The 18653-nt window shown below is 57.7% G+C and carries 24 protein-coding genes and 3 pseudogenes; 16 read left to right on the top strand and 11 right to left on the bottom strand.

Annotation, left to right across the window (positions count from 1 at the left end; all coding sequences use genetic code 11):
* The first annotated feature begins 400 nt into the window (after positions 1–400).
* Positions 401–832 (top strand): YopT-type cysteine protease domain-containing protein, encoded by a 432-nt coding sequence (locus PCPL58_RS32450; RefSeq protein ID WP_331716587.1) that lies wholly within the window; start codon positions 401–403, stop codon positions 830–832.
* A gap of 71 nt (positions 833–903) precedes the next feature.
* On the opposite strand, the pseudogene PCPL58_RS32200 reads toward PCPL58_RS32450, so the two are convergent.
* Positions 904–996: pseudogene (locus PCPL58_RS32200) on the bottom strand (recombinase family protein); the annotation flags it as partial.
* 350 nt (positions 997–1346) lie between these two features.
* On the opposite strand from PCPL58_RS32200, the gene PCPL58_RS23775 reads away from it, so the two are divergent.
* The 3 genes from PCPL58_RS23775 to PCPL58_RS23765 are packed head-to-tail and all read left to right on the top strand — an operon-like array spanning position 1347 to position 2094.
* A complete protein-coding gene (locus PCPL58_RS23775) occupies positions 1347–1574 on the top strand; it encodes a hypothetical protein (RefSeq protein ID WP_065350582.1) in 228 nt (75 codons plus the stop codon).
* Between the two features lie 19 nt (positions 1575–1593).
* Positions 1594–1833: a hypothetical protein gene (locus PCPL58_RS23770; protein WP_065350581.1), complete on the top strand. Its 240-nt coding sequence runs from the start codon at positions 1594–1596 to the stop codon at positions 1831–1833.
* A gap of 33 nt (positions 1834–1866) precedes the next feature.
* On the top strand, positions 1867–2094 hold the full coding sequence (locus tag PCPL58_RS23765; protein WP_065350580.1) for a hypothetical protein: 228 nt from the start codon (positions 1867–1869) through the stop codon (positions 2092–2094).
* Between the two features lie 91 nt (positions 2095–2185).
* Here PCPL58_RS23765 and PCPL58_RS23760 read toward each other — a convergent pair whose 3' ends face one another.
* Positions 2186–2665, bottom strand: a complete 480-nt coding sequence (locus PCPL58_RS23760) for a hypothetical protein (RefSeq protein WP_065350579.1) — start codon at positions 2663–2665, stop codon at positions 2186–2188.
* Between the two features lie 109 nt (positions 2666–2774).
* Here PCPL58_RS23760 and PCPL58_RS23755 point away from each other — a divergent pair, with 109 nt between their 5' ends.
* Both PCPL58_RS23755 and PCPL58_RS23750 read left to right on the top strand, forming a co-directional pair.
* Complete coding sequence (locus PCPL58_RS23755; RefSeq protein WP_083188476.1) at positions 2775–3080, top strand: hypothetical protein; 306 nt, start codon at positions 2775–2777, stop codon at positions 3078–3080.
* Between the two features lie 19 nt (positions 3081–3099).
* Complete coding sequence (locus PCPL58_RS23750; protein ID WP_199520794.1) at positions 3100–3522, top strand: DUF6166 domain-containing protein; 423 nt, start codon at positions 3100–3102, stop codon at positions 3520–3522.
* Positions 3523–3581: 59 nt separating this feature from the next.
* On the opposite strand, the pseudogene PCPL58_RS30125 reads toward PCPL58_RS23750, so the two are convergent.
* Positions 3582–3737: pseudogene (locus PCPL58_RS30125) on the bottom strand (tyrosine-type recombinase/integrase); the annotation flags it as partial.
* A 6-nt stretch (positions 3738–3743) separates the two neighbouring features.
* Positions 3744–3902, bottom strand: a pseudogene (locus tag PCPL58_RS31600) (alpha/beta hydrolase); the annotation flags it as partial.
* Between the two features lie 190 nt (positions 3903–4092).
* On the opposite strand from PCPL58_RS31600, the gene PCPL58_RS23745 reads away from it, so the two are divergent.
* On the top strand, positions 4093–4548 hold the full coding sequence (locus PCPL58_RS23745; RefSeq protein ID WP_065350578.1) for a winged helix-turn-helix transcriptional regulator: 456 nt from the start codon (positions 4093–4095) through the stop codon (positions 4546–4548).
* A 60-nt stretch (positions 4549–4608) separates the two neighbouring features.
* A complete protein-coding gene (locus PCPL58_RS23740) occupies positions 4609–4971 on the top strand; it encodes a hypothetical protein (RefSeq protein WP_065350577.1) in 363 nt (120 codons plus the stop codon).
* 133 nt (positions 4972–5104) lie between these two features.
* Here PCPL58_RS23740 and PCPL58_RS23735 read toward each other — a convergent pair whose 3' ends face one another.
* The 3 genes from PCPL58_RS23735 to PCPL58_RS23725 form a co-directional block, all read right to left on the bottom strand.
* Positions 5105–5353 carry a hypothetical protein gene (locus PCPL58_RS23735; protein ID WP_065350576.1) on the bottom strand — a complete coding sequence of 83 codons (249 nt, stop codon included), beginning with the start codon at positions 5351–5353 and terminating at the stop codon, positions 5105–5107.
* A gap of 173 nt (positions 5354–5526) precedes the next feature.
* On the bottom strand, positions 5527–6669 hold the full coding sequence (locus PCPL58_RS23730; RefSeq protein ID WP_065350575.1) for an endonuclease/exonuclease/phosphatase family protein: 1143 nt from the start codon (positions 6667–6669) through the stop codon (positions 5527–5529).
* Positions 6670–6702: 33 nt separating this feature from the next.
* Positions 6703–7365, bottom strand: a complete 663-nt coding sequence (locus PCPL58_RS23725; RefSeq protein ID WP_003368738.1) for a YciC family protein — start codon at positions 7363–7365, stop codon at positions 6703–6705.
* Between the two features lie 197 nt (positions 7366–7562).
* Between PCPL58_RS23725 and PCPL58_RS23720 the strand changes: the two genes are divergently transcribed.
* From PCPL58_RS23720 to PCPL58_RS23710, 3 genes are all read left to right on the top strand, one after another.
* Entirely contained in the window at positions 7563–8267 is a 705-nt protein-coding gene (locus PCPL58_RS23720; protein WP_044309419.1) for a DUF2076 domain-containing protein, read from the top strand.
* A gap of 397 nt (positions 8268–8664) precedes the next feature.
* On the top strand, positions 8665–9141 hold the full coding sequence (locus tag PCPL58_RS23715) for an NYN domain-containing protein (protein WP_003313837.1): 477 nt from the start codon (positions 8665–8667) through the stop codon (positions 9139–9141).
* 21 nt (positions 9142–9162) lie between these two features.
* A complete protein-coding gene (locus PCPL58_RS23710; protein ID WP_054082176.1) occupies positions 9163–9774 on the top strand; it encodes a 3'-5' exonuclease in 612 nt (203 codons plus the stop codon).
* A 4-nt stretch (positions 9775–9778) separates the two neighbouring features.
* On the opposite strand, the gene PCPL58_RS23705 is transcribed toward PCPL58_RS23710, so the two are convergent.
* The gene (locus tag PCPL58_RS23705; RefSeq protein ID WP_003368733.1) at positions 9779–10246 is read right to left on the bottom strand and encodes an Lrp/AsnC family transcriptional regulator; all 468 of its coding nucleotides are present in this window, start codon (positions 10244–10246) and stop codon (positions 9779–9781) included.
* A 167-nt stretch (positions 10247–10413) separates the two neighbouring features.
* On the opposite strand from PCPL58_RS23705, the gene yedA reads away from it, so the two are divergent.
* Together yedA and PCPL58_RS23695 are read left to right on the top strand one after the other, a co-directional pair.
* The gene (gene yedA, locus PCPL58_RS23700) at positions 10414–11328 is read left to right on the top strand and encodes a drug/metabolite exporter YedA (protein ID WP_044309420.1); all 915 of its coding nucleotides are present in this window, start codon (positions 10414–10416) and stop codon (positions 11326–11328) included.
* A 62-nt stretch (positions 11329–11390) separates the two neighbouring features.
* Positions 11391–12719, top strand: coding sequence for a DEAD/DEAH box helicase (locus PCPL58_RS23695; RefSeq protein WP_003368731.1), 1329 nt, complete (start codon positions 11391–11393; stop codon positions 12717–12719).
* A 160-nt stretch (positions 12720–12879) separates the two neighbouring features.
* Here the strand turns inward: PCPL58_RS23695 and PCPL58_RS23690 are convergent, their stop codons facing one another.
* Positions 12880–14118, bottom strand: a complete 1239-nt coding sequence (locus PCPL58_RS23690) for a TIGR03862 family flavoprotein (protein WP_197676938.1) — start codon at positions 14116–14118, stop codon at positions 12880–12882.
* 106 nt (positions 14119–14224) lie between these two features.
* Positions 14225–15142, bottom strand: a complete 918-nt coding sequence (locus PCPL58_RS23685) for a histone deacetylase family protein (protein ID WP_065350573.1) — start codon at positions 15140–15142, stop codon at positions 14225–14227.
* A 120-nt stretch (positions 15143–15262) separates the two neighbouring features.
* Here PCPL58_RS23685 and PCPL58_RS23680 point away from each other — a divergent pair, with 120 nt between their 5' ends.
* The 3 genes from PCPL58_RS23680 to PCPL58_RS23670 all read left to right on the top strand — a co-directional run bounded on the left by PCPL58_RS23680 (position 15263) and on the right by PCPL58_RS23670 (position 17428).
* The gene (locus PCPL58_RS23680) at positions 15263–15832 is read left to right on the top strand and encodes a GNAT family N-acetyltransferase (protein WP_003368726.1); all 570 of its coding nucleotides are present in this window, start codon (positions 15263–15265) and stop codon (positions 15830–15832) included.
* Between the two features lie 139 nt (positions 15833–15971).
* On the top strand, positions 15972–16841 hold the full coding sequence (tesB, locus tag PCPL58_RS23675) for an acyl-CoA thioesterase II (protein ID WP_003368725.1): 870 nt from the start codon (positions 15972–15974) through the stop codon (positions 16839–16841).
* Positions 16838–17428, top strand: a complete 591-nt coding sequence (locus PCPL58_RS23670; RefSeq protein ID WP_003431646.1) for an HAD family hydrolase — start codon at positions 16838–16840, stop codon at positions 17426–17428. The genes tesB and PCPL58_RS23670 overlap by 4 nt, the downstream gene beginning before the upstream one ends.
* 234 nt (positions 17429–17662) lie before the next feature.
* Here the strand turns inward: PCPL58_RS23670 and PCPL58_RS23665 are convergent, their stop codons facing one another.
* Positions 17663–18652, bottom strand: coding sequence for a hypothetical protein (locus PCPL58_RS23665; RefSeq protein ID WP_003368723.1), 990 nt, complete (start codon positions 18650–18652; stop codon positions 17663–17665).
* Between the last annotated feature and the right edge of the window lies 1 nt (position 18653).

Below are 18653 nucleotides of genomic sequence, written 5' to 3'. Positions count from 1 at the left end.
TGAAAATTGGCTGATTGCGAGCACGGCTGTTTTCGATTGCAAGCCGCTACACCTAACGCCAACCTAGAACTGACCCTCTGGGTAAAACTGGCGGCTTTGAGCTGCCATGCCTTTTCAGCGGAACTGATAGAAGGTCTCGACCACTCAGTGTTTCTACTTTTCAGGGGATACGCGCGTGAGAGTATCAAACACTTTGCAGCCAGCGGTCGAACATACTACTCAAGCAACTATAGGGGGTTGCTCCAGCTCCACAGCTTCACGCATCAAAGAGATACCTTTCAAGCAAGCAGATGAGCTGGCAAGAGTCGGCGATCAACGAGCGGCCTGCGTTGTGTTAACCGCAGCGTGATTGGACCGCGTCCGCCATCACTCACAACCGGCCGAAGCACGTATCGATCATATGCGACATAGAGCGACCCTGGAACAAGTTGCTGAGCGTCAGCAGACGTACCGTAATCATGAAATAAATAATCCTCGTACTCCGTACGAAATATTATTCTCTCCCACCTTCCGAGATTATTCATTGCGTCTCAGTAATGCTCGCATTCTTGATATTATGAGCGATGAAGAACAAGCTATGGGAAGCATGGCAAATACGCTGCGAGATCCCAATTCGTCCCATGTTCTTGTTATCGTGAGGATGAACGGAGATAACCATGCGATTGCCACGCACTGTACTGGTAACAAATTACATGTATTTGATCCGAATCATGGAGAATACAGTTTTAAAGCTGACACAGGTACCGTTGAGGAGAACATGCGAGATATAATTCAAGCCTATTCGAGTAGATTTCCGGTCCCAGAAATACATATTCTGCCTGTGCGCTCGTAAGTCTTTGATACCGGTTTATGCGTAGTGAACAGGGGGCTGGGGAGCAATGACGGCTGATTCGGTCGACCTTCTCTGCGATTGCCAATGATTGCTTCTTGGCGCTGCAAGTCCTGGTCTTCGGTACTGACACGCAGGTAGATCCGCGCGACATTGAGAGTCGTCATGATGGTGGCCTATTTAGGCGTACTCGAATGAGACAGAAACGGCGTGCGCTCACTCGCAGTCAATTCCGGTTCATGACGGTCGATTGCAGGTCGAATCAGATGAATGCAGGTTCATTCGCAAATAATCTCGGTCTGCTGGCTCGGATAGACGCAATTAATCCCGGTCGAAAAATGCGATGATTGCAGGTCGAGGCTATTTCGATTGCAGGCCGCTACAGCTAGAGAGCTCGAGGCTGTTAGCGATTCTGAGTGGACAGATCTGCTGGAATTGGCTGAGCACGCCAATGATAACCATCCTTTAGTAACTGTTCAGTCCGGTGATTCCAGTCAATCGTGAAGGAAAAGTGCCAATGACCGTGAAAGCTCCCTTGTTGATTGACTTGGCCGACCTCGCCGCAGACTTAGCGCGCATTGAGCAGGCCTTGGAACGCTGGAAGGCTCTTGACGCGAAAGCTCTGATAAATGGTGGCCTGAACGCTGCGGATGAAGCGGAGCGCTCTAGCGTCTCGGCAACTTACACGCTGCACGGCCAGCTTTTGCTGGGTGTCGTCTGCGAACGCGTTCGCCAGGCGCAGTAATTTACTAGGAAAATGCCCCATGACCAAGCAGACCGAAACTCAGTTTGAACGCGACCCGGCCGGGATGACGTCGGCGGCGCGCATCGCCCAGTTCAAGGCAGAGGTGGCCAAGCTGGAGGCCGCCGAAGCCGAGCAGCAAGCGTTGGCCGTTGATGCTCCGCAAGAAGACCACGACCGCGCTTGGCGGAAGATTGAGGATGCGCGGACGATGGTCGCTGCCGTGGCCAAGCTGCTGATTCGCGTTTGCGTCATTCGCTAATTTGCTTTGGCAGTGGCAGACAAGGAGCTTGAAGTGATCAAACGTGCGCGACCAATGGGACCGATTAGGGCTTTGATTTATATTTTTGCGCCAGTGGCTTTTTTGCACTTGGCCACTTGCGGGTATCCGACAATGATCGAACGCAGGGTGGAAGCTATCAAACGCGAAAAAGCTGCTTACGATAAACAAGCTCCTGTCGAAACAAAGATTGAAGCGATAATGCCGGATGGTGAGCGCGTTACGTTGAAGGAATATCTATGAATAGTCGTTGCACCACCAAGCCCATGACTGCGCGGGCTTAGCCACTAGGAGAGGGAGCTTTTCGCGCCCTGAGATCGAGCAGGGAGTTACATTAGGAAAACGACGAGGTTTTTCCTGGATAAAAGTCACCGGTCTTCAAAATGGGTTCAAGGAATTTCTGGTACTCAGACCAGGAGCAAAAAACCTTGGTATCTGCTTTAGGGTTTTCAATATCACCACTCAGTCTGATGAGAAAAACACCACCACCTGCTTCGATGATGCGCTTAGCTTTTTCACCAGTTGATCCATAGGATAACAGGTAGCCAAGCGAAGCAAGTCCTAGCACAGAACCTTTCTGAGCAGCAGATGCTTTCAGCAGCGGATCTGCTGGAACGTCAGAAATCATCAGCATCAGAGCGCCTAAATGATGCGCCTCATCATCAAAGCCATCGGCGAGCTTTTTGCCCATTCTTAACGCGTCGGCAGCACGAGATTTAGGTATCTCGTTTTGATGCGCGAATGAGTCATAGGAAGTCAGCAAAACTGTACCAACGGTAGGAGGATTTTTTGGAAAGTGTCTATCGGTTTGCATACCTGCCTCTAAAAATTGACGGTCAGTGACGAACAAAGTTTATCGAAAATGAATTGATCCTAGGGAAAAAACGACCAGAATACGTTGGGATTTGTACAAGGAATGATGAATGAACATGACCGAAGAAGACATGCGCCGGGCATTGTTTGGCTCAGGTGGGTCCGGCATTGGCTCAGTGGTCCAACACGCCCTACCACCTGCAGTCCAAACCGCTGCCAAGAGGAACGGCACCAGGAATTTCGTGCCAAAGCTTATAGTTACGTTGAGCGTGGGTAACGAGTTTGAAGGAGCAATGGAATTGATTACGCACGAAGCCGACACGCTCAGCCACCTTCAGGCTGAAGTGGAAGCGATGAAGATCGCACGCAAGAAATACAAGTACGTCGAATTGGTTTCTGTGCTTCCCGCAAAGTAGAGACAATGAGGATTTGATTGTGAACGATGAAAAACGAATGACCCTTGATGACTACGACTTCAGCAAGGTTAAGGTCAATCCAACCAAGCCAACGCAAGATCCAGCACACATTTTGTTGCGAGTTGTCGAAGGCGCAGGTGTAGCACTGTGGCGCTCATCACCAGCGGGCCAAGCTGAATTGCTGCCGACCCGGCGTGATCTGTTTCAATATGAAGGCGGCTATAGCTGGGGCTACAAAGGTGAAGGCTGCAAGAATCTGGCGTTTGCCATCATTGGACGAGTGTATGAGTGCGATGATCTTTCATCAGAAGATATGTACGAGAAAGCAATGAAACTGGTTGATACACTGATTCCAGCGCTTCAACAACAGATGAATCACGATTTGAGTGTCACCGTAATCCGCAAAGTTCTTGGTGATGGTCAGCGGCCTTATTTTGATTGATCAAGCCACTCAGGCCCCGTGGTACGGGGCTTCCTGAAATCTGTAAGTGACGGCCAGGCTCAGTACTTCACTTTGAATGTCGGTGAATCCTCAGGCCGTTGGCCGCGCCGGTCGTAGAGGCGGGTGGTACTGATGTTCGCGTGCCCCAGCCACATCTGCACCTTGGCGATATCGGCGTCATGCTCCAGGGCATTGGTCGCTGCAGTTGCTCGCAAACAGTATCAGCGCTTGGGCATTGGCCCACAATTCCCCGCCAAAAGCCTCCCCGAAAATGCCTTCTCGACGAATTGCGTGGAGTCCGGAAGAGAGCCGTTCACAGCACCCGAGTGATCCAGCTGCGGGTAATAGTGCCACTCAATGCGGTCGCCTACCTTGCATGCAAGGGCGCCGACGCCGCTGCCGCTGCCCAACGAGTAGAAGCATCATCATTCGTCCTTGATATAGTTTCTAATTGAAACCAGGTATTGATTTTTAGCAGCGCTGGTTTTAATTTGCAACTACTGTTGTGGGTTCGCATTTACTCGACACAATGTCTTCTGCACACTATTTGGCGCCTGACGTCGGAGATACATGGCCAGACAGAAGTTGATGGCACAAAGCGAATGTCCGGTGGCTCGCGCGCTCGAGGCTATTGGAGATCGCTGGGTATTGATGATCCTCCGAGAGGCCTTTGACGACGTTCGCCGTTTCAGCGAGTTCCAGAAAAACCTCGGGCTGGCCAGGAACATACTTGCTGCAAGGCTCAAGCTGCTGGTCGAGCTAGGAGTGTTTGATGTGCAGCCAGCGTCGGATGGCAGTGCTTACAAGGAGTACGTGCTTACCGAGATGGGGCACGCCGTATTTCCTGTTGTAGTAAGCATGCGCCAGTGGGGCGAACGCTTTCTGTTCAGCAAGGGCGATACTCATTCGATACTGCTGGATAACGAATCGTCGCAGCCTGTGGACACTCTCCTGGTTCGCTCGAAAACCGGTAAGGTGTTGACTTCAGCAGACTGTCATCGGCTTCGGATCAAGCGTGAGTCCTGAAAACTGCATGTTTGTTCGTCAATTGCTCAAGCAAGCATGCCGCTTCATGAGGTTGGTTATATGTACGTCGAAGGCATCGAAACCCTCGCCCTGTCACCTGACGGCCGCTATCGGGTCGAGGCAACACCGTGGGAAGCGGGCAATTCACATTGGGTTTTTCCGCCCGTCATCATCGATACACAGCAAAACTGTTGTGTCTTTTCTTTTAAAAGCAGCCTCTGGACAGCGGATCGAGCAATCTGGCTGGATGCGACAAGAGTCGAGCTGAAACTACGCAAATACCCCGGAGGGCTCACCGGGACCGGAATAGCCGTCGCTATCGACTGCGCGCGCGGCACAGCTGTTTACGGAGCTGGGCTAGAAATAGAACTATCGAAGTTCGAGGAGGCCCTCGATACGATGGTGGGTGATGTGAAGGCTTGAATGCCAATCTGGTCGGTGCTTTAGCATCGAACTCTTGCTGTTCAAAGTGCCGGGTGTGGAACACCTGATCAAATGTTGGATATTCAGATACCCAGAGAACGCCAGGGCGCAAAGCCCTGGCAGGTAGCAGATGTCACTTTTTCTTTTTAGCCGGCTTTTCAGCCTTTTCTGATTTCTTGGCCTTTTCTGGCTTGCTATCCGCTTTTTTGGCAGCTTTCTTTGGCTCGGCGTCTTTTTTCTTGTCTTTCTTTTCGGAAGACTTGGAAAGCGTCGAGGCCGCTTCAGATTTCTTTGCCGGTGATGCTTTCTTGTCTTTCAGATCCTTGCTGGCTTTTGAGGCTTCGTCTTTGCTTTTCTTGTCGTCTTTAGCCACGTTGATCACCCTTTGGTGTATGCCGGTATTGGCACGTCGCCCATGGAAGTATGCACAGGCTAATCATTAGGCGAACGCGCTCAGAAACGGTTCAAACTGTTTTGACACTGTCGGCTGTGAGGGCGCTATTCGAAAGTTTGGTGGCCAGCCAGAGTATTGAAACCTGAATGCTGCTCGCTCCCTCAAGGCAAAACCGGCAACAAAAACCGCCCGATCACCGGCAAGTGATCAGAGATCAACAACGTGTCATCCCTGCGCACCCTCGCACTCACTCGCTTCAAACTCGGGCTGTAAAACAGGTAATCCACCGTCCGGTCCGGCCCGTTGATGCGGCTGTCGTTGGGGAAGCGCGTCAGCCATTTGCTGCGGTCGATGCCGCTGGATTCGGCGTTGTCGGGGATCATCGGGTATTTTTCCCACAGCTCGTGCAGTTCGCTGTCGGCGGCGTAACCAAGGCGTTGCTGCTCGGGGAGGCGCTGGTATTGGCCCAGCGGCAGCAGGTTGAAGTCGCCGCCGATCAGCCAGGGCGTGCCGCCGCTTTCCAGCTTGTCCAGCTGCGTTTCAGTGGCCGCGACCTGTTTTTGTGCGGTGTCGCCGGCGTGTCTGGCGGTGGTCAGGCTGGTGTTGATGACGGCCAGTTTGCCGCCGTCACGCAAGGGCAGGTAGCTGACCAGCAAGGCATCTTTTGGCTGGAACTGACGGCTGATGATGTTGGCGTCGGGCACCGGCAGTTGTAGACGTTCGGCGCTGTCGATGTGGAAGCGGCTGAGGGTCGCGAGTTTTCTGCCGACGCTGCCCCAGATATGCGGGTTGGGTACGAACTCTGCCTTCCAGTAGAACGCCTGCGTGCTGCACGGGTAGAGGTCCGCCACACGCTCCTTGATCAGCGCCAGCTGATCCTGATAGTCGGAGTTCTTGGCGCCATCGTCGACGCCTTGCAGCAGCACGATGTCGGGCTGTTCGTCACGGATGACCCGCGCCACTTCATCCAGATTGTAGGCAAGGTCTTCATGGGTCGGGCGTTCGTCCGGGCCGCTGCCGTCGGCCATGTCGTACCAGAACACATAGCGTTTACCCGCCAGGTACTGGATGTTCCAGGTCATGACTTTCAGCGCTTGCCCCGGCACCAGTTTCGGTGCTTCGACCGCTGGGTTGCAGCTCGCCGTGAGTAATTCACGGGCTGGAGGGCGCCAGGCCAGTTGGAAAACCAGCAACAGCAATACGGCGACCAGCAGCAAGCCGTACAGGGTCAGACGTAGCAGTAAACGGGGCATCGGCTCGACTTGGAGCGCCTGGCGCTCAGTGAGGGATTCGGCATTGAGCATACCGAATCGACGCGCCTGACGTCAGCCTTTGCTTCAGGCGCGGTGTGCGGGTTCGCTGATCAGCATGAACAGGCGGAACGTCACGATGGTGGTGAACAGTTGCAGGAAGCTGCCGATGCTGTCGGTGATCACGGAAACCGCTGCGCTTTGCGGCTCCGGAAACAGGTATAGGCTGGCGCCCTCGAGCAGCCACAAGGGAATGTAGACGCTCAGCACGCACACCAGAATGCGCGTGAAGTGTCCGGTGGTCATCTGCATGCTTTCGCGCATGGCCATGAACGGCGTGAGTTTGCGCAGAACCAGCAGGTATTCGCTGAACGCCAGTTTGATCATCACCCAGATGCCGGGTACCACAAACAGTGAGAGGCCGAACATGATCAGCAGGGTGCTCATGGCCGACAGCACGGCGAAGGTCGGCCACAAGCGCACCGCCATGGCCAGTACATCGCGGGTGTGTACGTCCTCGCCACGGCTGCGTGCGTCGAGAAACAGGATCAGCGCGGCTGTATAGACAGGGTAGAAGAACAGCCCGATCACCAATGCATAGGCAGGCGAAGTGTCGGCGGACATGGCGCTGCCCAGCGCTTGTTTGGCCAGCACTTCAAGGATCACGACAGGCAGGCACAGCAGCGCGATGCTGCCCAGATTACGCCGAAAGAAATAAAGCGAATCCTGGATGATGTTCAACGGGTTCATGGAGATAGATCGCAGGCTAAAAGCAGGCGCACACTTTAGCCCATGGCCCCTGTCTAACCAAGCGCAGTGGTTTTCGGCGCACGGCTTGTTATCTTTTTCTTCATGTCATTGAAGCGCGTCGATGAGGCCCCATTTTCTGCACATGGTCCTGCCATTGCGGCAGGGAAGAATTCCAGTGGCAACTCAGTGAGGTGGTCATGAACAGCGAAGAGCAAACCCTGATTGACGGTCTTTTCTCGAAACTGAAAGACGCTGAAACGGCATCCGCCCCGCGAGATGCTGCGGCCGAGGCGCGTATCAAGGAGCATCTGACCCGCCAGCCCGCTGCGCCGTACTACATGACGCAGGCGATTCTGGTGCAGGAGGCAGCCGTCAATCAGCTCAATCAGCAGGTAAAACAGCGTGATGAGCAGATTCAGCAGTTGCAGGCCGAGCTTCAGCAGGCCAGGGGGCAGTCCTCGTCCGCGCCAGCGAGTGGCGGGTTTTTGTCGAGTATCTTTGGCAGCAGCGCACCGCGCGCCTCGCAGCCGCAACCGAGCCAGCCTTCCAGTGGCGGCTGGCGTGATGGTGGTGGTTTCAATCCTGCACCTGCGCCCGCAGCGCCACAGGGCGGTTATGCCGCGCCTGCTCCGGCTGCCGGCAGCGGCTTTCTTGGCGGGGCGCTGAAGACCGCGGCCGGTGTAGCGGGCGGTGTGCTGCTGGCAGAGGGCATCAGCAGCATGTTCAGCCACCACAGCCAGCCGCAGGAGATCGTCGAAGTCATTCACGACGCGCCACAGGCTCAGGACACCGGCTCGTTCAATGATCAGGGCGGTTGGGGACAGCCGGATCAGCAGTACACGGCTGACGACAGTTTCGACGATGGTGGTGACATGTTCTCAGACGATGATTCGTTCGTTTGAGGACGTGACGGTCGTTCGTCACGTTCCAGCGCGCATCGTTATGCACAAATCTCCAAGAGCCCGAAAAGCGTGACTTTCGGGCTTCTGCCCGCAGGTCGGGGGCGGCGATCCGCGTTGCTCACGAATACGATGGTACAGATGCTCCATTTTCAGGGGGTACCGGCCTCTTCGCGAGCAAGCTCGCTCCCACGGCCTGCGGCCAGAATCAAGAGCAGACTTGTGTATAACGATGAGCGCTGGAGCGTGGGAACGATAATCTGTGCCATGCCGCGCGGGCCTCGCAGCGGCCGATACCGATCCATCCCTCAATTCCTTCCTCAAACTGGCATACTGGGCGCCGATTCACGTTCCGGATCGCTGTAACCCGTGGGCATGTTGCCCGCCATGAGGAATTGCGGTGAAGAAGATCGCGGTGTTCGCCGACGTGCAGAACCTGTATTACACCGTGCGCCAGGCGCATGGCTGTCATTTCAATTACGCCGCCTTGTGGGCGGATATCAGCAAGCGCGGCGAGATCGTTCACGCGTTTGCGTATGCCATTGATCGTGGCGACAGCAAGCAACAGCAGTTCCAGCAGATCCTGCGCAATCTGGGGTTCACGGTCAGGCTCAAGCCGTACATCCAGCGCAGCGACGGTTCGGCCAAAGGGGACTGGGATGTCGGCATCACCATCGATATTATGGATTTCGCGCCGCAAGTGGACGAAATCGTGCTGGCGTCGGGTGATGGCGATTTCGACATGTTGCTCGAACGCGTGATCAGCAAGCATGGGGTCGAGGCGGTCGCCTACGGCGTACCGGGGCTGACCGCGAATTCGTTGATCCGCGCCGCCAGCCGTTACGTGCCGATCGAAGGCGCGTTGTTGTTGAAATGAATTTACAGGGCCAGGCCAGTGTTGGAACGTATTGCAGTCATCGACTTCGAAACCACCGGTATCTCCCCAGGCCATAGCTGCCGGGCGACCGAGATTGCGGTGGTGATCATGGAGCAGGGGCGTATCGTCGAGCGTTTTCAGAGCTTGATGAATGCCGGCGTGCGTATTCCTGCGTTCATCGAAGGGTTGACCGGCATCAGCAACAACATGATTCGTACCGCCCCCAGCGCCGAGCGGGTGATGGGCGATGTGGCGGATTTCGTCGGCTCGACACCGCTGGTGGCGCACAACGCCTCGTTCGACCAGAAGTTCTGGGATTACGAGCTGTCACGTATCCAGCGCACGCGCGAACAGAGCTTTGCCTGTTCACTGCTGCTGGCCCGACGTCTGATGCCTGGCGCACCGAACCACAAGCTCGGCACGTTGACCCGCTATGCGCGCCTGCCCGACACCGGCAAGGCTCACCGGGCGATGGCCGATGCGGAAATGGCGGCCAATCTGACCGTGCACCTGACCAACGAATTGCGCCAGACCCACGGCATCTCTGCCATTTCTCACCAGATGCTGTGCTCACTGCAGAAAGTCCCCGCCGCGAAGATCAACGAAACGCTGAAGCGTCAGCGCGGCATCTGACCTGTCAGTGCTCCTGCTTGCCATTGCTGATCAAGTAATCGGCCGGCAGGCTGCGTTCCACGGCTGTCGACAGCACGATTGATGTCTTGCTAAAGCCAAACTTGGCGATCCGGTTGATCAGGTCTTCCAGGTGCGGCATCGAATCGACCGCCGCGCGCATGATCACACATGGGTCGCCCGTCACCCGGTAGCACTGGATCAGTTCGGGGACTTTCCACAGTTCCTTATACGCCTGCTGATTGCCGTGACTGCCCATGCGCAACTCGATCAGGCACTGAATCGGCAAGCCGACTTTCGACAGGTCAACCTTGGCCTCGTAACCGGTAATTACCCCGCTGGCTTCCAGCTTGGCGACCCTTTCCGCGACGGCGGGCGCGGACAGATTGACCAGCTTCGCCAACTGCGCAAAAGACGCCCGGCCATTTTTCAGCAGCTCATCGAGCAGAATCCGATCGTATTTATCCAGGGTCATGGCGTGCCTCGTACCGTGCGGTGGGCAATTTTAAAATAAAAGGAAAGCAGGTCTTACAAGCATTGAATCGTAAGTTTCAGCGCGGTTTAAACAGGTTTGCCTGCTTAATATCTGCCTTAGGCCTTCATACAATAGGTCAACCATAACAATGATCCCAGGGCCTTGCCATGCCTCAGTCCGTTCGTGTTTCACCTTTGCTCATCGGTGCCTTTCTGGCCTTGTACCTGATCTGGGGTTCTACCTATCTGGTGATCCGCATTGGTGTGGAGTCATGGCCACCGTTGATGATGGCGGGTGTGCGCTTTCTGATTGCCGGCTGCCTGATGTATGGCTTTCTGCGGTTTCGCGGCGTGCCCGCGCCGACCTGGCGCGAGTGGAAAGCCGCGTTCGTGATCGGCTTCCTGCTGCTGGCCTGCGGTAACGGCGGTGTGACCCTGGCTGAACACGCTGGCGTTGCATCAGGCGTTGCAGCACTGGCGGTGGCGACCATGCCGCTGTTTACCCTGCTGTTCGGCCTGTTCTGGGGCAATCGCACCACTAACCTTGAGTGGGCGGGCATCGTGCTGGGCCTGATCGGCATCGGCCTGCTAAACCTCGGCTCCAATTTGCAGGCCAGCCCTTATGGCGCCGCCGTGGTGATCTTTGCCGCCGCAGCCTGGGCGTTCGGTTCGGTGCTGAGCAAGCACCTGCCGTTGCCGAAAGGCCCGATGGCCAGTGCGGCGGAAATGATCACGGCGGGAGCGACGCTGCTGATCGGCAGTGCCTTGAGTGGCGAGCGTCTGGCGCATATGCCGACGGCGGCGGGCTGGGGTGCGCTGCTGTATCTGGTGGTGTTCGGCTCTATCGTCGCGTTCAGCGCTTATATGTACTTGCTCAAGAACGTGCGCCCGGCTGCGGCGACCAGCTACGCCTACGTCAACCCGGCCGTGGCAGTGATGCTCGGCGTGGTGTTCGCTGGCGAAACGATCGGTGTCGAAGAGTGCATGGCCATGGTGGTGATCATCAGCGCCGTCGTGCTGATTGGCCTGCCGCAATGGCGCAGGTCGCCGCCGCAAGAGGTCGTATCGACACGCACAAGCTAACCGAGGCGCGCCGGACAGGTTAAACTGCGCGCCTTGCGTTGAATCTTTCCTACGGTATTACCATGACATTCGCCTCTCTCGGCCTGATCGAACCCTTGCTGCGCGCCCTCGAAGCGCTCGGTTACCAGACTCCGACGCCTGTACAGACCCAGGCAATTCCTCCGGTACTGGCGGGCCGCGATCTGATGGCAGCTGCGCAGACCGGCACCGGCAAGACCGCAGGTTTTGCTCTGCCGCTGCTGCAACGGCTGACCATGGAAGGCCCGAAAGTCGCTCCCAACTCAATTCGCGCGCTGGTGCTGGCGCCGACCCGTGAGCTGGCCGATCAGGTTCACGAAAGTATTCGTCAGTACGCCGAGCACCTGCCGCTGACCACCTACGCGGCTTACGGCGGCGTGAGCATCAACCCGCAGATGATGAAGCTGCGCAGGGGCGTGGACGTGCTGGTCGCGACCCCCGGTCGCTTGCTCGATCTGCATCGTCAGAACGCGGTCAAGTTCTCCCAGTTGCAGACGCTGATCCTCGATGAAGCTGACCGTATGCTCGACCTGGGCTTTGCCGAGGAATTGCGCGGTATCTATGCCGTGCTGCCCAAGCAGCGCCAGACCCTGCTGTTCTCTGCGACGTTCTCCGACGAGATTCGTCTGCTGGCCGCGCAGATGCTCAATGACCCGCTGACCATCGAAGTCAGCCCGCGCAACGTCGCGGCGTCTTCGGTCAAGCAGTGGGTCGTGACCGTCGACAAGAAACGCAAGGCGGATCTGTTCATCCATCTGATGAAGAAACATCGCTGGGGTCAGGTGCTGGTGTTCGCCAAGACCCGGGTTGGCGTCGATCAACTGGTGGATCGCTTGCAGGCGCTGGGCATGAACGCCGACGGTATTCACGGCGACAAGCCGCAGGCCACCCGCCAGCGTGCGCTGGACCGCTTCAAGAGCAACGAAGTGAAGATTCTGGTGGCCACCGACGTGGCGGCGCGCGGTCTGGACATCGATGACCTGCCGACTGTGGTCAACCTGGACCTGCCGATCGTGGCCGAGGATTACATTCACCGTATTGGCCGCACCGGCCGTGCGGGGCTGACGGGCGAGGCGATTTCGCTGGTGTGTGCCGATGAGGTCGAGTTGCTGTCAGCCATCGAAGTGCTGACCCGCCAGACCCTGGAGCGTAAGGAAGAGCAGGACTTCGAACCGGAGCATCGCGTGCCGAGTACGGATGCCAGCGGCCAGATCCTGAAAAAGCCCAAGAAACCGAAAAAACCCAAAGTGTCGGGCAGCAAGCGCAACCTGGGCAAATGGGTCGACAGCGGCGAGTCCGAGCCTGCGCCGGTGGTCAAACCGGTACGTAAAGTCCCGGTCTTCAACACCGGCCCGCGCAAGAAGAAGCCTTGATATACACATGTGAGAGCGAACCGGGCGACGCTTTGCTTGCTCCCTAAGAGGCCATGACAGACTTTGGAAGTAGGGCGGCAGGACCATCGTCTTCGTGAGCAAGCTCGCTCCCACAGAAGGATTTATGTATAACGCTGAGCGCAGAGCATATGCACAGGAATCACTGTGAGTTCAGCCACTCCACCATCCCCAGCCCGGCAGCGCGGCCGCTGGTGAAGCAGGCGGTCAGCAGGTAGCCGCCGGTTGGCGCTTCCCAGTCGAGCATTTCACCGGCGCAGAATACGCCTGGCAATTGCCTGAGCATCAGACGTTCGTCCATGGCCTCGAAGGTGACGCCCCCTGCGGTGCTGATGGCCTCATCGATGGGGCGTGGTTTGATCAGGGGCAGTGGCAACGCCTTGATCGCCTCGCTCAGCAACAGCGGATCGGCAAACGCTTCACGAGGCGCAAGCTCGCGCAGCAGCGTTGCCTTCGCGCCGTCCAGCCCCAATTGGCTGTGCAAATGCTTGGACATCGAGCGCGAGCCGCGCGGTTTGTTCAGGGCTTTGTGAATGTCCGACAGCGTTTTGCCGGGCAGCAGATCGATATCCACAACCGCTGAGCCGTGCAGGTTGATTTGTTCACGAATCTGCGCCGACAGCGCATACACCAGGCTGCCTTCGACACCCGTCGCAGTCAGCACGCATTCGCCCAGGCGCAGAGCCTGGCCATGCAGGCCCATCGCAATATTCTTCAGCGGCGCACCGGCAAACTTGTCGCGCAGCAGGTCGCTCCAGGCGTTCACCTCGAAACCACAGTTGGCGGCCTGCAAAGGCGCAACCTCGACCTGCTGTGCTTGCAGCCATGGCAGCCAGGCCCCGTCAGACCCCAGCCGCGCCCAACTGGCACCGCCCAGCGCCAGCAACGTGGCTGCAGGTTTGATTGCCAGTTCATCGTCAGCATGAGTGATGCGCAGGCTGCCATCAGCCTTCCAGCCTAACCAGCGATGCCGCGTGTGAATCGTGACGCCCGCATCACGCAGCCGCTTGAGCCAGGCGCGTAGCAGGGGGGCGGCTTTCATGTCTGTGGGAAACACGCGCCCCGAGCTGCCGACAAAGGTCTCGATACCCAGCGCATGAATCCACTGGCACAGGGCATCAGCGTCAAAGCCGCGCAACAGCGGTGCGATCATCGGCGAACGTTCGGCATAGCGTGCCAGAAACGCCGGGTAGGGCTCGGAGTGGGTGATATTCATACCGCCCACCCCGGCGAGCAGAAACTTGCGCCCAACCGACGGCATGGCGTCGTACAGATCGACCTTCAGCCCGGCCTGGCTCAATACTTCTGCTGCCATCAACCCTGCAGGGCCGCCTCCGATGATGGCGACGGTTCGGGCAGCGGAGGGGGCGAGGTCGGTCATGGTCAGCGAAATATCGATAGCAGAGGGGTGGGGCATTCTACCCGAGCGCTCTTTCAAGGTGTGGCGCACGTCATGGCCTGCGACTCAAGCGAAGTACCGAGCAGGGTCACAAGCCCATGTCGTTCCAGACCCGTTGTGCACTGTGGTGGAGAATCCCGTGGCGTCTTGCCAGTGCCCGGCGGTCCTTGCTGTAGCCACCGCCAATCACGCCCATGACCGGAATGTCGCGGCCCAGACAATGACGCAGCACCGCTTCGTCGCGATTGGCCAGCCCCTGATCGGTGAGCTGCAGATAACCCAGCGCATCATCCTTGTGGACATCGACCCCTGCGTCATACAGCACCAGGTCCGGCTTGTAGAACGGCAGCAGGTAGTTGAGCAGGTCGTCGACCACGTTGAGGTAATCGGCGTCGCCCATGCCCATCGGCAGCGGGATGTCCCAGTCGCTCTGCGCCTTGCGTGCCGGGAAGTTCTTTTCGCAGTGCAGCGAGACGGTAATGGCGTCCTCGGTATCAGCCAGAATGCGCGCCGTGCCGTCACCCTGATGCACATCGCAGTCGAAGATCAGCACCTTGTCCACGCGGCCGCTTTGCAGCAGGAACTGACTGATCACCGCCAGGTCATTGAAAATGCAGAAACCCGCCGGGTAGTCATAGTGCGCATGGTGCGTGCCGCCCGCCAGATGGCAGGCCAGACCATGCTTGAGAGCCTGCTCGACAGTCAGCAGTGAGCCGCCCACCGCACGGATGGTTCGGCGTGCCAGAGCCTCGCTCCACGGCAGCCCGAGACGTCGCTGGTCTTCGCGCGACAGATCGCCGTCAAGGTAGCGGTTAATGTAGGAAGGATCGTGAGCCAGCGCCAGAATGTCCGCCGGGCACAACTCGGGACGCATTAATTGAACGTCACTGGTCAGGCCGCTGTCGATCAAGTAATCGCGCAACAAACGAAACTTGTCCATCGGGAAGCGATGATCCGCCGGGAAATCCGGGCTGTAGTCTTCGTGGTAGATAAGCGGTAGGGACATTTTGCGTCCGTTGAAGGGCCGAAGCCCGATAGTGCCAGTAAAGTATCCGCACGCCCAGTTGTGTGGCGCAGTGGATACCCGCACTGACGCCCACTCATGTCTCTTTACACGGGGGAATCGATGGAACCGATACTCAAGCTTGATAGCGCCCGACTGCTGATGCGGCAGTGGCGTGACGATGACTTGCCAGCGTTCGCCGACATGTGTGCGGACCTTCGTGTCATGCGCTATTTTCCGCAACCCCTTAGCCGTCTTGAAAGTGCTGCCATGATCGGACGGTTGCGTGGTCATTTTGCCGAGCTGGGCTTCGGGTTCTGGGCGCTGGAGCGCAAGGATACCGGCGAATTCATCGGTTTTACCGGGCTGCATGTCGTGGGTTTCAAGGCACCTTTTACGCCCGCTGTGGAAATCGGTTGGCGGCTGGCTTATGACCACTGGGGCCTGGGCTTTGCCAGCGAGGCGGCCTGGACCGCGCTGGGCTGTGGTTTCGAACGCCTGGAGCTGAAGGAGATCGTGTCGTTTACCGCGGTCAATAATCAGCCGTCGCAAAAGGTCATGCAGGCAATCGGTATGCAGCAGGATGAGTCCGGCAACTTCGATCACCCCAATCTGGAGGACGGCCACCCGCTCAAGCCGCACGTGCTGTACCGGATCAGTCATGAGCAGTGGCTCAAGACGCTGAAGCCTTGATCAGGGTGTAGATTGAATTAAGCCAACCATTTTAAATCTGTATCATTCCATTCCAGTGGGATGGGCTTGAGGCCTGTCGGAAAATGCAGCGACTGCCGTTGCCGTACCAGTGCAAAGTCGATGTATGAGAGGAATGAGAATGAGCCAAGTGCTGGATGATCTGGTTGAGCTGCTGACGCTGGAAGCCATTGAAGAAAACCTGTTCCGCGGGCATAGCCAGGATCTGGGCTTTCGCCAGTTGTTTGGTGGTCAGGTGCTGGGTCAGTCGCTGTCTGCCGCCAGTCAGACGGTTGAAGAGGACCGTCATGTTCACTCGCTGCACGGCTACTTTCTGCGTCCCGGCGATGCCGGTTTGCCGGTGGTCTATCAGGTGGATCGCGTACGTGACGGCGGCAGTTTCAGCACGCGCCGCGTCACTGCCATCCAGAAGGGCAAGCCGATCTTCACTTGCAGCGCGTCGTTTCAGTACGATGAAGAGGGCTTCGAGCATCAGGCACCGATGCCGCAGATTGTCGGTCCGGAAAACCTGCCGTCCGAGCTCGAGTTGCTGACCCGCCGCGCACACCTGATCCCTGAAGCGATGCACGACAAGTTTCTGCGTCCCAAACCGATCCAGTTCCGTCCGGTGACCTCCGAGGATCCGTACGATCCCAAGCCCGGCGAGCCCGTGAAGTACGTGTGGTTCCGCGCCGATGGCAGCCTCCCGGACGTGCAGGCACTGCATCGTTACATGCTCGCCTATGCCTCCGACTTCAACTTGCTGACTACGTCGCTGCTGCCACATGGCAAGACGGTCTGGCAGCGCGATATGCAGGTTGCCAGCCTTGACCATTCGCTGTGGTTTCACAACGACCTGCGCACCGATGACTGGCTGCTCTACGCGATGGACAGCCCCTGGGCAGGCAACTCGCGCGGCTTCTCGCGCGGCAGTATCTTCAACCGCGCCGGGCAACTGGTCGCATCGGTCAGTCAGGAAGGGCTGATCCGCCATCGTAAGGATTGGGCATGACACTCGAAGGTATACGGCACTGGGTGTTCGACATGGACGGTACCTTGACCGTCCCTATCCACGACTTCCCGGCCATCAAACGTGAATTGGGCATCCCTCAGGACGATGACATTCTCGGGCATCTTGCTGCGTTGCCTGCTGAGGAATCGGCGGCCAAGCACGCCTGGCTGCTGGAGCATGAACGCGAGCTGGCGCTGGCTTCGCAGCCTGCCGAGGGCGCGGTCGAGCTGGTTCGTGAGTTATCGGCGCGCGGTTATCGACTGGGCATACTCACCCGTAACGCTCAGGAGCTGGCGTATATCACCTTGAAGGCTATCGGCCTGGATGACTGCTTTGCCGTCGAGGATGTCCTGGGCCGCGACGAGGCAACCCCCAAACCGGACCCGGCAGGTTTGCTGAAACTGGCCACTCGCTGGAGTGTCGAGCCGAAGCAGATGGTCATGATCGGCGACTACATGCATGACCTGAACTGCGGCCGTGCGGCGGGCGCCAAGACTGTTCTGGTCAACCTGAAGGACAACCCCTGGCCGGAGCTGACTGACTGGCATGCGGAGGATTGCACAGTGCTGCGCGGGATGCTGAGGTGATCTGAGCTGCCTACCGTGCCAATGCGGAGCGCTCACCGTTATCCACAAGTCTTTGTGGGAGCGACCGGGGCGGCGATCCGCATTGCTCGCGAAGACGGTATTTCAGTCGATGCATTTTCGACGATTATGTTGACCCTTTCGCGAACAAGTTCGCTCCCACGGCCTCCGGCCAAAAGCGGACTTGTATGTAGCGTTGAACGCGGAGCGTGGGGACGATAGTTATATCCCTATCACTCAAAACGGCTTGAACAGCACCGCCTGACCTTCCGGTGAAGTGAAGATCCCGTCGCCGTTGTGGCCGACTTTCGGCACGATCACCAGACGCTGGTTCAGCCCTTCCGGGTGACGCTTCTGCAGATAGTTGAAGTAGTTTTGTCCGCGAATCAGGCGGTAGGGACCTTGCGCTTCTGCGGCACAGGTCTTGTCCAGCGCCGGGTGGTTGCGGTCGGTGTCCAGCTCGCCCATCAGGTAAGTGATGTCGCGCTTCACGTAATTCTTCTCGATGTCAGCCGGCTTTTCCTTGCCCGAGTAGAACGGCATCTTGTTGAGGCCGTATTTCCAGTCGTTGAAGTTCGGGCAGCTCTGCGCGGTTACCGGCTCAGGTCGTTCCGCGTCGAAATAAGCGTAGGACGACGGATTGGCGATCACGTAGCGCAGCTTCACGCCTTCACGTTGCAGCAAGGCGTCTTCCTTGCCGCCGATCATCGCGTAGCGCTGGACCACCTGGGCACCACCGGAGTGCCCGGCAATGACGATTTCCTTCAGGTTGGGGAACAGCTTGCTGTCGCTCAGGCGCTTGAGGATGTGGTCCAGCACCAGAAACGAGCTGACCGGCTTGGGATCGGTGGAGGTGGCACCTTCCATCCAGCTGTTCTGGCGCCAGCGCAGGATAGAGTCCGGCAGGTGGTGCGCGACGATATCCTTTTCATCCAGAAATTGCGGGGCGATCAGCAGGGTCTTGCTGCGCTCTCTGGACTGGTTGGCCGCACGTTCGATGCTGCGCAGGTAGGTTTGCGCATTGCGCAGGCGACCGTGCAGGACGATCACTACGCGCTCGATCTTCGGTTTGGGGTGTACCCACTCCTGGCTCAACCCCAGAGTCGCCTCAGCGCCATTGATGGCGAGGCGATCCGGGCTGATGGAATTGACCGCTTGATCCTCGGCATGCGCCCCGAGGCTCACGAAGGCAGTGCTCAACAACAGGACCAGAAGCGGTTTAATCATG

It is taken from the genome of Pseudomonas cerasi (genome assembly GCF_900074915.1).
Classification (GTDB): domain Bacteria; phylum Pseudomonadota; class Gammaproteobacteria; order Pseudomonadales; family Pseudomonadaceae; genus Aquipseudomonas; species Aquipseudomonas cerasi.
This window is presented reverse-complemented; position numbering and strand designations above follow the sequence as displayed.

Coding starts and splice junctions, on each gene's coding strand:
- PCPL58_RS32450 (WP_331716587.1), top strand. CDS start 401: ATGCGACATAGAGCGACCCTGGAACAAGTTGCTGAGCGTCAGCAGACG.
- PCPL58_RS23775 (WP_065350582.1), top strand. CDS start 1,347: ATGACCGTGAAAGCTCCCTTGTTGATTGACTTGGCCGACCTCGCCGCA.
- PCPL58_RS23770 (WP_065350581.1), top strand. CDS start 1,594: ATGACCAAGCAGACCGAAACTCAGTTTGAACGCGACCCGGCCGGGATG.
- PCPL58_RS23760 (WP_065350579.1), bottom strand. CDS start 2,665: ATGCAAACCGATAGACACTTTCCAAAAAATCCTCCTACCGTTGGTACA.
- PCPL58_RS23755 (WP_083188476.1), top strand. CDS start 2,775: ATGAACATGACCGAAGAAGACATGCGCCGGGCATTGTTTGGCTCAGGT.
- PCPL58_RS23745 (WP_065350578.1), top strand. CDS start 4,093: ATGGCCAGACAGAAGTTGATGGCACAAAGCGAATGTCCGGTGGCTCGC.
- PCPL58_RS23740 (WP_065350577.1), top strand. CDS start 4,609: ATGTACGTCGAAGGCATCGAAACCCTCGCCCTGTCACCTGACGGCCGC.
- PCPL58_RS23730 (WP_065350575.1), bottom strand. CDS start 6,669: ATGCTCAATGCCGAATCCCTCACTGAGCGCCAGGCGCTCCAAGTCGAG.
- PCPL58_RS23725 (WP_003368738.1), bottom strand. CDS start 7,365: ATGAACCCGTTGAACATCATCCAGGATTCGCTTTATTTCTTTCGGCGT.
- PCPL58_RS23720 (WP_044309419.1), top strand. CDS start 7,563: ATGAACAGCGAAGAGCAAACCCTGATTGACGGTCTTTTCTCGAAACTG.
- PCPL58_RS23705 (WP_003368733.1), bottom strand. CDS start 10,246: ATGACCCTGGATAAATACGATCGGATTCTGCTCGATGAGCTGCTGAAA.
- yedA (WP_044309420.1), top strand. CDS start 10,414: ATGCCTCAGTCCGTTCGTGTTTCACCTTTGCTCATCGGTGCCTTTCTG.
- PCPL58_RS23695 (WP_003368731.1), top strand. CDS start 11,391: ATGACATTCGCCTCTCTCGGCCTGATCGAACCCTTGCTGCGCGCCCTC.
- PCPL58_RS23690 (WP_197676938.1), bottom strand. CDS start 14,118: ATGACCGACCTCGCCCCCTCCGCTGCCCGAACCGTCGCCATCATCGGA.
- PCPL58_RS23685 (WP_065350573.1), bottom strand. CDS start 15,142: ATGTCCCTACCGCTTATCTACCACGAAGACTACAGCCCGGATTTCCCG.
- PCPL58_RS23680 (WP_003368726.1), top strand. CDS start 15,263: ATGGAACCGATACTCAAGCTTGATAGCGCCCGACTGCTGATGCGGCAG.
- tesB (WP_003368725.1), top strand. CDS start 15,972: ATGAGCCAAGTGCTGGATGATCTGGTTGAGCTGCTGACGCTGGAAGCC.
- PCPL58_RS23670 (WP_003431646.1), top strand. CDS start 16,838: ATGACACTCGAAGGTATACGGCACTGGGTGTTCGACATGGACGGTACC.
- PCPL58_RS23665 (WP_003368723.1), bottom strand. CDS start 18,652: ATGATTAAACCGCTTCTGGTCCTGTTGTTGAGCACTGCCTTCGTGAGC.